Source organism: Lactobacillus sp. IBH004 (assembly GCF_026185255.2).
Taxonomy (GTDB): domain Bacteria; phylum Bacillota; class Bacilli; order Lactobacillales; family Lactobacillaceae; genus Lactobacillus; species Lactobacillus melliventris.
In genome coordinates, this window is sequence record NZ_CP110217.2 from 1,052,066 (window position 1) to 1,064,143 (window position 12,078).

9 protein-coding genes and 1 other annotated feature are annotated in these 12,078 nt (G+C 36.9%); all 9 genes read right to left on the reverse strand.

Going from position 1 to position 12,078, the window contains the following annotated elements:
- Positions 1 to 16: 16 nt before the first annotated feature.
- The 9 genes from LDX54_RS05300 to LDX54_RS05340 all read right to left on the reverse strand — a co-directional run bounded on the left by LDX54_RS05300 (position 17) and on the right by LDX54_RS05340 (position 12,064).
- The gene (locus LDX54_RS05300; protein ID WP_265666680.1) at positions 17 to 811 is read right to left on the reverse strand and encodes an alpha/beta hydrolase; all 795 of its coding nucleotides are present in this window, start codon (positions 809 to 811) and stop codon (positions 17 to 19) included.
- Entirely contained in the window at positions 812 to 2,278 is a 1,467-nt protein-coding gene (locus LDX54_RS05305) for a DASS family sodium-coupled anion symporter (protein WP_187157229.1), read from the reverse strand.
- Positions 2,279 to 2,283: 5 nt separating this feature from the next.
- Positions 2,284 to 2,994 carry an RraA family protein gene (locus LDX54_RS05310; RefSeq protein ID WP_265666679.1) on the reverse strand — a complete coding sequence of 237 codons (711 nt, stop codon included), beginning with the start codon at positions 2,992 to 2,994 and terminating at the stop codon, positions 2,284 to 2,286.
- Between the two features lie 20 nt (positions 2,995 to 3,014).
- Positions 3,015 to 3,944 (reverse strand): L-lactate dehydrogenase, encoded by a 930-nt coding sequence (locus tag LDX54_RS05315; protein ID WP_265666678.1) that lies wholly within the window; start codon positions 3,942 to 3,944, stop codon positions 3,015 to 3,017.
- Between the two features lie 402 nt (positions 3,945 to 4,346).
- Positions 4,347 to 5,741: a flavocytochrome c gene (locus tag LDX54_RS05320; RefSeq protein WP_265666677.1), complete on the reverse strand. Its 1,395-nt coding sequence runs from the start codon at positions 5,739 to 5,741 to the stop codon at positions 4,347 to 4,349.
- A gap of 30 nt (positions 5,742 to 5,771) precedes the next feature.
- Complete coding sequence (locus tag LDX54_RS05325; RefSeq protein WP_265666676.1) at positions 5,772 to 7,175, reverse strand: class II fumarate hydratase; 1,404 nt, start codon at positions 7,173 to 7,175, stop codon at positions 5,772 to 5,774.
- Between the two features lie 185 nt (positions 7,176 to 7,360).
- Positions 7,361 to 9,388, reverse strand: coding sequence for a copper-translocating P-type ATPase (locus LDX54_RS05330; protein ID WP_348650908.1), 2,028 nt, complete (start codon positions 9,386 to 9,388; stop codon positions 7,361 to 7,363).
- 124 nt (positions 9,389 to 9,512) lie between these two features.
- Positions 9,513 to 10,886, reverse strand: a complete 1,374-nt coding sequence (gene brnQ / locus LDX54_RS05335) for a branched-chain amino acid transport system II carrier protein (protein ID WP_265666675.1) — start codon at positions 10,884 to 10,886, stop codon at positions 9,513 to 9,515.
- 92 nt (positions 10,887 to 10,978) lie between these two features.
- Positions 10,979 to 11,228 (reverse strand) — a binding site (T-box leader).
- Positions 11,229 to 11,425: 197 nt separating this feature from the next.
- Positions 11,426 to 12,064, reverse strand: coding sequence for a copper homeostasis protein CutC (locus LDX54_RS05340; protein WP_265666674.1), 639 nt, complete (start codon positions 12,062 to 12,064; stop codon positions 11,426 to 11,428).
- Positions 12,065 to 12,078 lie beyond the last annotated feature (14 nt).

Here is a 12,078-nt window from a genome sequence, read left to right on the forward strand (position 1 = left end):
TTGGTTCTCACTTTAGCTAAAATTCTTGCAAAAATTTCATGATTTCTTGATACATTTTCAGAGGCTGTTCCGCCTGAATTAAGTGACCACAATTTGCTATTATTCCTGTGTCAATTTTAGGATTCAATTCTCTTGTAGCATAGGCAAAATGATAATCAAAAAAGGGTGAATTTTGTCCTGCTAAAACGAGCATAGGAACTTTTAAGCTAACTAAAACGTCCCGCCAATCCTGCTCAGCATGATCTATTCGACAAAGATAATTTTCTTCAGCATTATACGGATATTTTTGGGCTTCAATTTTGGCCTTTTTAAACATCTCATCATTGATGTGAGCATAAATACCATTGCCCTGATCTATCTTTAAATAATCCGGATAATTTTTCCAAGTTAAATCTTTAAACCCATAGTGCCAAGTGCTGTCTTGAATCATTTTGGGAGGTTGATCTAAGTCAACAATTGCCTGCAATCTCTGGGAGCCAAATAGTGAAACATAAGCCCAAATGTTTGCGGCTCCCATGGAATTGCCAACAGCAATAATATTGTTTAAATTTAATCTGCTAATGAGCTCGGCTAAATCAGCTGCATGACGACTAATACGTTGCCCCTTAAACGTTCTTTGAGAACGTCCCTGATTTCGAGGATCAATTATGATAAAGCGATAATCTTCTGTGAAAAGCTTTACAGCTTCTTGCCATAATGTGGCAGAACTACCTATGCCAGGAACCGCTAAAATAGGCTGACCACTTTTTAATGTATCGTAATAAGTTATTCGAATACCATCATTTGTTATAAAATTGTTTGCCTTAAGCATTTACCAAATTCCAATAACTTTCATCCATAAAGTGCCTATTACGCCGAAAATCAGTAAATAAAGAATTCCTAAAATAAAATTATATTTCCACCATTCACTCTGCTTAATGTAACCAGTTGTAGCTAATATAGAAGCCGGTCCGTTAGCATAGTGAGTAGTTGAAGCATTAATTGCCCCGGTAAACGCCAAGAGCATAGCTGATAATCCTAATGGAGCACCTGTAGCAACAGCAACAGATAAGAATGGCAGGTATAATGCTGTCATATGTGCAGTACCACTTGCAAAGAAGTAGTGGGTGTAAAACATCAAGATCACTAAAACGGCTAATACTATTTGCCAGCTTATTCCGTGAAGACTAGTCTGAATAGTCTTAGAAAACCAGTCAATGAAACCAAAGGAAATAAGTTTACTTGCCATAAATATTAAAATTGACAGCCAAATTAGAATGTTCCAAGCTCCAGTTTGGTTTAAAGCATCTTTCATAGTTAAGACACCAGTTAATAGCAATAAGCCGACAGCTAAAAAGGCCACAAAAGTAGAATCTAATTGAGGAATTTTGAAGATTCCGGATAAAACCCATAAAATAATAGCCAGCAAAAATACTATTGACATAATCATTTCAGGCTTTGTCACTGGTCCCATTTTTGCTAAACGGTCACTGGCCCATTTTTTAGCGTTGGGAGTTTCTTTAATTTCTGGAGGAAAAATCTTATAAATCACAACTGGAATAATAATAGTTGCAACTAGAACAGGAACTATCGCAGCTGTAAACCAGCTGATCCAGGTCATATTATAATTTTTCTGTGCCGCCATTTGAGAAGCAACCATATTAGGAGCAGCACCTGTAATAAACAGAGCAGTTGACAGAATGTTGGCATGGAAGGCTGTAAAACTAAGATAAGCTCCGATTTTCTTTCTTGAAGGATCATTAGGATCAGAATCATAATCTTTAGAGATTGATTCTGTCACCGGCCAAACTACACCACCTGTACGAGCACTATTTGATGGTATTAAAGCTCCTAAAACTAATTCCAAACCGGTAATAGCATAGCCGATACCAATGGACTTCTTACCAAATTTCTCAATCATCCAATACGCTATTCGATTACCTAAACCGGTTTTGCTAATACCATAAGCCATGATAAAAGCCATAGCAATTAGCCAAGAAGCAGAATTACTAAAGGCGCTGAGAATGCCAGATGTCACTTTACCAGTTTTGGGATCTACAACATCTTTGATTGGAGCCAAACCAACTAAAACCGTCACTATCAGTCCGATTAAAGTAGTACCACCTATTGGCAAAGGCTTTGTAATACAGCCAACAATAGTTGCTACAAAAATGGCAAACATCTCCCATGCGGAAGCAGACAAGCCACCAGGTCTCAACGGTGTGATGCCCCATAGAATCACGCCAATCACTAAAGGTAAAACAAAGCCCTTATAATTAACTTTTTCAAGTGTTTTCATAGTAATTACCTATAATTTTCCGGGCGATAAAAATCGTCGATAATTTTATAATTCTTATTCTTTAATTCATCATCAAGCCAATCTATATTTCCTGAACCATCATGAAAACTAGCTGCTTTTGCCTCATCCTTTTCATGAAAATTCTGAACAATCGGCAACAATTCAGTTGCTTCTTCCAGAGCAATTTTGATAACACCGTCAGCGTCGCCTAAAATGACGTCACCTGGGTTAACACTTACGTTACCACAAGAAACCGGTACATTAATTTCTCCTGGTCCTTCTTTATAAGGACCATCTGGAGTGGTACTTACAGCATAAATAGGCAAATCCCAGTTGCTTAAACTATCAATGTCTCTTATTGGCCCATCAACTACTACACCAGCTACATGTCTTTGATCCCGCAGCCATGTCATCATTACTTCACCAATAACTGCCCTGGTATTATCATTTTCATTATCGATGACCACCACATCACCCTCTTGGCAATATTTTAAAGCTGCATAAATAGTTAAATTATCACCTGGGCGGTTATGAACTGTAAAAGCTGGACCACACATTTCTTCATGTGGGTGTGACATCAGCCTAATTCTGGGCGACATTGCACCTGTTCTATTCATACAGTCAGCCACATTTGATGAGGGCAGCTTTTTATATGCAAAAACTACTTCTTTTGCGGGAAGCTTTCTTTGTAAAAAAATTCTCTTACCAACCTGCATTATTCATGCCTTCTTTTTAATTAATCTAAAGCAATATTATTTAGTACTTCTTGCATTTTGGCAGCCGAATCCACCATCTTTGCCTTTTCAGACTCTGAAAGTTCAGTCTCAATCACCTGGCTGATTCCAGACCCGTCAACTACTGCAGGTGTGCCTAAATAAAGTTCGCTTTTAATGCCATACTCACCATTAATTGGTGCAGATAAAGGCAAAGCAATTGAACGGTTAGTCAATATTGCGGTAACAATTTGCGTTAACATCATCGCAATGCCATAAAATGTTGCACCTTTATTTTCAATTATTTTTCCACCTTTTTGACGAATATTCAGTTCAACTTGGTTCAAAATATTATCATCAATATGAGCAAATTCTGTTAGTGGCTTACCGCCCACAGTTGACTCATCAAAGTTTTCAAATGAAGTATCACCATGTTCACCTAAAACCATGGAATTAACCTCAGCCACCGGAACATTTAATCTTCTGGCTAAATCAACCTTTAAACGAGCAGTATCTAGTGATGTACCTGTCCCAATTACTTTGTTTTTCGGAAAGCCAGATAGTTTTTGGGTTAAAGTTGTCAATATATCAACTGGATTAGCAGAAACTAAGAAAATACCATCAAAGCCCGATTCGACTACTGGTTGAATGATACTTTTCAAGATGCTAACATTTTTATTCACAAGATCAAGCCGACTTTCTCCTGGCTTGCGGGGAACACCTGCTGTAATTACCACCACAGCAGCATCTTTTGCATCAGAGTATTCACCAGAATGAATATTACACTCGCCTGTAAAAGGCAGTATATCTTCCAAATCCATTGAATCTCCCACCGGACGATTCTTGACCACATCACAGATTACCAGCTCGTCAACACTAGTATGTTGCAACAAGTCATTTGCAAAAGTTGAACCTACAGCTCCGTCTCCAACCAATAATACTTTCTTATTCATTAAGTCATTTCCTTTCGAATTTTTTAAAAATGTAATCCTTTACATCCACATTATAAATTTTATTTCTATTATTTGCAATATTTAAAATAAATAATTTATTTTTTAATTTTTTAAAAATAAAAACAGTCTTACATATTTAAAATTCGGTTTGTTAATAAGGTAAAAATTAGTATTTTTGGCATACCCGTTTACTTAAAAACCTAAAATAAAAAAGCCCTTCGTCGCTGCTAAACGACAAAGAGCTTGAAAACTGCTAAACATAATTTTGCTTATGTAAAATAAAAAACAGTAAACAAATCACTGGCAAAACCCCAGCTTACAAAGCGTAGAAACTAACAAAATACCTATCAGTATTATCAACGGCTGACACTTTTTTTAAGCGCCAATTTAGTTAAATTATAGTTATTGGTTTTTGACAAACTTGCTCATTTGTATTCCTGCCTGCCTACCAAAAATGACAGTTTCAGCAATCGAGTTGCCACCAATTCGGTTATTTCCGTGTAATCCACCTGAAACTTCTCCCGCAGCATAGAGGCCTTTAATAATGTTCCCGTCTGTATCATAAACTTCGGTCTTGGAATTGATATGGATACCGCCCATAGTATAGTGGATAGCCGGGTTAATATGAATTGCAAAGAATGGTCCCTGCGCAATTTGATGCTCCATTCCTGTTGTTCTGCCAAATTCTTTATCTGTTTTATTGGTGACAGACTCATTCCAATTAGTAATAGTTTCATTCAAGTTCGAAGCTGTGACACCAATATTTTGAGCTAGATCAGAAATTGTTTCTCCGTGACTAACCAATCCTACGTGATCATAAAATTCAACAGCAGTAAAGTTATTTCTAATACCTTGATCGAACACCAAAAAAGCACCGTTCTCATTTAAGTTGCTAATGGCGTCAGAAACAATTTTACGTGTACTTAACTCGTTGACGAATCTTTTACTAGATTTGTTAACGAGAATAGCTCCTTCTCCTCTTAAGCCTTCTCCGATCAAGTAGATGTGGTTAGTATCAGTTTGTGCAGTTGGGTGCACTTGAATAAAGTCCATTTGCTCTAGTTGTGCATCAATTTGACTAGCAAGTTTTAAACCATCGCCAGTAGCACCAGGCTGATTGGTAGTCTGATAATTTACCAGGTCAGGACGATATTTTTTAATTAATTCTTTAGACGAGCCAAAGCCACCTGAAGCCAATAGCACAGCGTTTGCACTTACTTTTACTTGTCCTTCAGGAGTATCAACCTGGACACCTGTTACTTGCTGTTTGTTATCTTGTAAAAGCTTAGTTACTTTTGCATTATTAAAAACTGGTATTTTATCTTCTTGTATTTGCTTTAAAGCACCAGTAACTAAATAATTGCCGACTGGTGCCATTGAAGCAGGACGGTGAGCTCTCTTCTTGCTCATCCCACCAGTAATAGTTAAATTAGTTAGCTCTATCCCGTGATCTTTTAGCCAAGCTATTGCAAGAGCAGAATGATCGACAAAGTAGCGCAAAAGTTCACGGTCATTCATCATTCCTCCACCCTTGAGAGTTTCACGATAAAAATCTTCTTTATCATCTATAATTCCCTGTTTTATTTGAACAAGACTTTCAGAAGCATTCATTCCAGAAGAAGCCCTGTTTGTGTTCCCACCTAAATCAGAATTCTTTTCAAAGACAGCAACATTCAGTCCTAATTCATGAGCCTGAATAGCTGCAGTTAAGCCGGCACCACCTGCACCGATTATAATTGCGTCATAACTTTCTTGTATTTCAGAAGCCTTATTAGGCGTAAAAACAAATTTACCCATTGATTTCTCCTCTACAGAAATTTAAAAGATTTATTTTTCAGGATTAGTCTGAGAGATATTGGTCATCTCCATATAATCCATCCATTCATCATATTCTTTTTCAGTTAATTTGCCACTTTTAAGGGCTGCTTCTTTAAGCGTTGTTCCTTCTTTATCCGCAGTCTGTGCAATCTTAGCAGCTGCATGGTAGCCAATATGAGGTGACAAAGCCGTCACTGTCATTAAAGAACTTGCAAGCAAATCGTCCATTTTTTCAGCGTTTACCGTTAAGCCGGCAATCATTTTATCAGCAAAACCATTAATGGTACCGGTTAAAATGTCGCAAGAATCTAAAAACGCGGTGATCATAACTGTTTTATAAACATTCATTTCAAAATTGCCCTGGGAACAAGCAAAAGTGATAGTAGTATCATTGCCAAAAACTTTTGCAGCTGCCATAGTCACCGCCTCAGCCTGAGTAGGGTTAACTTTGCCAGGCATAATTGAGGAACCCGGTTCATTAGCCGGAATATTAAGTTCGTGATAGCCTGCTCTTGGACCTGATGCCAAGAATCTTATATCTTGGGCTATCTTAAACATATCGGCAGCCAAAGTTTTTAAAGCACCATGGACAACATCTATGCCAGAATGGTGAGCTAAACCCCAAAACTTATTGGTATTAACTTTAAAATCGTGGCCGTAAACTTGGGATAGTTTGTCAGCAATTTTGACAGTCATTCCAGGTGCAGCATTAAGGCCTGTCCCAACAGCAGTACCACCAATCGCCAGTTCATACAATGTAGGCTTAAGCTCTTGAATATAAGATAAATCATGTTTTAAAGCTGAAATATAACCTGAAACCTCTTGCCCAAAAGTTATCGGAGTAGCATCTTGCAGGTGAGTACGGCCAACTTTGACGGTTTTCCAATACTTGTCCTGCTTAATTTTGAGTTCGTCAATTAAGTGTTGCACAGCCGGTTCAAGTTTATCTAAAGCTTCCACTGCCACAATGTTCATTGCTGTGGGATAAGTATCGTTTGAAGATTGTCCTCTGTTAACGTCATCATTAGGCAAAATATTCAAATTGGGATGCATCTTGTTAGCTAAATTTGCTACTACTTCGTTAACATTCATATTGCTCTGAGTACCAGAACCGGTTTGTAATACGTGTAACGGAAAATCTTGACGCAATTCATGATCATCTAATTTTAATAGTTGATCAATCGCTTCCTCAATAGCTCGTCCTTTTTCTGCTGGTTCAGCGCCAACTTCTACATTTGATTCGGCTGCAGCTTTTTTTAAATGTAAAAAAGCACGAATAATTGCAAGTGGCATTAATTCGCCACTGGGAAAATTATTACGACTCCTCTCAGTTTGAGGACCCCACAGTGCATTTTTAGGAATTTTAACAGGACCAATTGTATCACTTTCAACACGGTATTCTTCTTTACTCATACTAAATCTCCTTTTTCAAATGTTAGTATTTAAGCTATTAAAGCAGTAATATTCTCTTGCACTTATAATACAGGTTTTTAGTATTATTTTCAATATTTTAAAATAAAAGGGGTATCATTTTAAAATTTTAAAATTTATTTTATTTTAGCAAAAAAGCACTCTTATTGAGTGCCTTAACTAGATATTTATATTTTTAGTGTTTCAGCATTAATAGCTACGATAACTGTTGACAAAGACATTAAAATCGCTCCCACAGCCGGTGATAGCAAAATTCCCCATGGTGCAAGTATACCCGCTGCCAGTGGTAAAGCTATGATATTGTAGCCTGCTCCCCACCATAAGTTTTCGATGGTTTTTCTTTGAGTATGCTGAGCAAGGTTGAGGAAACTGATAATATCAAGTGGTTCACTGTTCACTAAAACAACATCAGCTGAGTCCACGGCAACATCAGTTCCTGCACCAATAGCTACACCAATATCAGCTTTAGCTAAGCTAGGAGCATCATTGATGCCGTCTCCCACCATCATGACTTTGTTTCCTTTTTCTTGAAGCTGTGCGACAATTTTTTGTTTGTCAGCTGGCATTAAGCCTGAGTGAACCTCGGAAATTTTTAGTTTCTGCACAATACTCTGAGCGACTTTTTCATTATCGCCGGTTAGCATCACCGGTGTAATGTTAAGATCTTTAATTTGCTTAATCAAAGCTGCTGCATTTTTCTTTATTTCATCACCAACTGCTACGTAACCTAAAAGTTCATTTCCTGCAACTAAATAGCTGGAAGTGTAATTTAAAGCATCAATTTCCGGGAAATGACTCACCAAACTTCTAGCAGCTTTTTCATTTACAAGTTGATATTCCTTTCCATTTAAAGTTCCAGAAACACCTTTACCATCCAAAGTCTTACTGTTTGACAATGGATAGAGCTCAATATTTTTTTCCTTAGCAAATTGTAAAATGCTTTGAGCAATTGGATGATTGGAATCTTGCTCAAGTGAAGCGATCAGTTTGATGATTTCAGCAGAATCATATGCTTTATTTAAACTATCATATTTTCTTACTTGAAATTTGCCTTCAGTTAAAGTTCCCGTTTTGTCTAAAAGAAGATAATTTATTTTTGAACTAACACTGATAACGTTGCGGTTTCTAATGAGCAAGCCGTTTTTGGCACCAATCGAGGTACTTTTGGCATTTACTAAAGGAATAGCCAAACCGAGTGCATGAGGACAAGCAATAACTAAAACAGTTACCATTCGTTCAAGACCGCCAGAAATTCCCCGTAAACTGGTCCAAACGATTAAAGCTATAATACCAAAAACAAGTGCGGCATAAAATAACCAGCTGGAAACCCGATCGGCTAAGTTTTGCAGCCGTGATTTATTCATTTGAGAAGATTGCACTAACTTATTAACATTGGCCAAGAAACCTGAATTTGCGGAGCTAGTAACTTTGATAGTTAAAGTACCAGAGCCATTTATCGAGCCACCAATTACTTTGTCATTTTCTTTGCGCGTAACTGCACTGGATTCTCCAGTCACGAGCGATTCATTTACTTGACTTGAACCGTTTAATACTACGCCATCAAGAGGAATACTTTCACCGGCTTTGACTAAGATGACAGCATTTTTTTGGACAGCATTAATTGCCACATCTTCTGTTCGGCCATTATTTTGAACGTGAACTTTATCTGGTAGAAGTTTTGCTAAATCATGAACTGAGCTATTCGCATTCATCACGGACATCATTTCAATCCAATGTCCTAAAAGCATAATTAAAATTAAAGTTGCCAATTCCCAAAAGAAATCCATTACATGGACTTTACTGCTTAGTAAATTGTTTTCAACGAAAGCATAAATACTATAAATATAAGCAGTAGTGATGCCTAAAGAAATCAAAGTCATCATTTCAGGCTTTTTTGCTTTTATTTCATAAAATGCACCTGATAAGAAGGGCTCACCGCCATAGAAGTAAAGAATTGTGGCAAAAATGGCTACAACCCATTCAGAACCTGGAAAAGAAAATTGAAATGGCAAATGGACCCCCATTGCTGGGGACAAAAAGATAATTGGCAAAGATAATATTAATGAAAGCCAAAACTTTCTTTTCAAATTACCCATATGCATCATATGACCGCCATGCATCATCATGTCATGACTACCCATTTTCATCGAAGAATTGGCGTTCATTGAATGATTCATATTTTCACTATGATTCATGTTCATATTATCCAAAATACTCAATCCTACCTTTACATTAACAAAATTGCTTTTTCTTTAATCTACTTTTATAAACAGTTGTTGTCAAAAGATGCGCTTGAGAAATCGAACAATATTTACACAATTAATTAGTTCTTTGCTTATGATAAAAGTGAACAATAAAACCGATTGCTAATCCAATAACTGCTGGAATAACCCAGTCCATACCTATGTCAGCAAAAGGAAGAAATTGTAATTGGAATGCTCTTAATTGTAGTGCCCATGCTTGTTTGCTAACTAGCGCAGGAAAAGACGCAATCATATCCAAAATGGCTGGAATAAAAGTAAAGACGATACTCCAGAAGTAAACAACTGGATCATGGTCAAATAAAGAACCAGAAATCGACAATATAATCAATACCATAGCGATTGGATATAAAAACATTAACATTGGTGTTGACCAGGAAATAATTGTGTCCAAACCAAAATTAGCAGTAATGAAGGAAACAATAGTCATAATTGTCAGCCAGCCATGGTAACTAATTTTACTAAAACTGCGGTGAAAGTCTTGCGCGAAAGCGGCAATCAAACCGACTGCTGTAGTTAAACAGGTTAGTGTAACTAACGTAGCAAGTAGCGCATGACCAAAGTCACCCAGATAATAAGTCACTATTTGGTTAAAGACAGTACCGCCTTCAGCAGAAATTTTAAATTGATTTAATGTCGTTGCTCCAACCCAAATTAAACCAACGTAAATGACACCAATTGCACTTGTGGCAATCACACCGGCTCTGGCAGTCACTTTTGCGTTACTTTTCGCCGAAGTTTTTCCAAGTTGGCGTACGGCTGAAACTATTGTGTAGCCAAAAGCCAATCCAGCCAGTGCATCCATAGTGTTGTACCCTTCCAAAAAACCATTAAAGAAAGGTGCACTTTGATAAGCCGCAGTAACATTTTGATTTTGGGCAGCACCCATTGGAGAAATAGCAGCTAATAAAAAAATTGAAAATAACAGCAATAAAAACAAAGGATTTAAAATTTTGCCAATACTGGTCAAAATCGTAGATTGCTTATAAGAAATAATAAAAGCCAAAATGAAGAATATTGCCGAGAATATTAAAAGTGCCGGCTTAGTGGCTGATTTCGGCAATACCGGCTGCAAGCCAACTGAAAAGGAAATACTCGCGGTCCGCGGTGTGGCAAATAATGGTCCTAAGGTCAAATGGATTAAAACCATAAACGCGAGAGCAAAACTATTTCCCAAAGGTTTGCCAATATCGTAAACCCCCTTAGCATGACTGGCACTAATAGCTAAAACGGCTAATAGTGGCAAAAGCACAGCCGTTACTAAAAAGCCAAAAGTGGCCATTCCCCAATTTGCTCCTGCAAGCTGGCCTAAATGAAGTGGAAAAATTAAATTACCGGCACCAAAAAATAGACCGAATAGCAATGATGCAACTACTAAATATTGTTTCCATGATAAAGGCTTGGTATTAACATCTCTTTCGATTTCTTCCATTACAGTTCCTCCTGAAAAATATAAACACTTAATATAGATAAAGGGCCTTGATGAATTTATTTAGGTAATAAAAAAGCACCCTTGATTTGAAAATCAAGGGTGCTTAAGCACGGTACCACCTATATTACTGCAATAATTATCATTAAAGATGACAAAAACACAGTCACTTCACGTACGGCATACTGCGATACGCTAACACGTTAATGGGTGTACCCAATAATAGCTACTAACTTTCACCATATAGCTCAAAGTTACTTTCAGCTTACCATCACGGTCCCTTTTCAGCAACAGGACTCTCTAAAACGTTACTTGCAAACTTACTTATCTTTTCATCGCTTTATCAATATTAAAGATATTTTAATCAATGACTTATTTCCTGTCAACTATATTTTAGTCAAAATAATAAAAGCACTACCTAAATTTCTTATCCAGCTGCTGTAGACAAATAAAACTAATGCCTTATTGCTTAAAGTGGCTGTATATTTTGATGTGCAACTATTTTTCAGTAATCAGACTTTGAGCTATGTTAAAAATTAATTTCATTCAACAATTTTTGTACCATGTAACTGGTCTACCTGCAATCTTTCAGCAATTAAAGTGCTATTTTTGGCGGTAATGCCACCACCTGGTAATATTTCTATCTTGCCGTTTGCCCAGTTAACAATTTCTTTTAGATGAGAAATGGTATTTAAAACAGGAATTGATAACTCTCCGCCATGTGTCAAAATTCTCTTAACACCATTATTCGCTAACCAGTTTAGTCCATCTTCTTGCTCAGTTAAAGGCATTGCGTCAAAAGCCATGTGCATGACAACATCAATATTTAAAGATCTGGCTAATGAAATAAGACGCTTCATTTTTACTTTATCCAAATGATTTTGAGAGGTTAAACAGCCAAAGGTGACTCCTTGAGCACCTAATTTAGCTGCTATTTCTAAATCACTGGCCATTATTTCTATTTCACTTTCACTATAACAAAAATTTCCACCCCTCGGCCTAATCATCACAATAACTGGTATGTGAAAATTAGAGGCATAAGTAACTGCTTTTTTGATAACTCCATAAGAAGGCGTGGTGCCACCTAATGTTAAGTTATTATTCAGTTCAATTCTGTCAGCACCTTTATTAATCACATAAGGAATACTAGTAAAATTTTCTACACATGCTTCTTTTAACATCTAACTTCACTTTC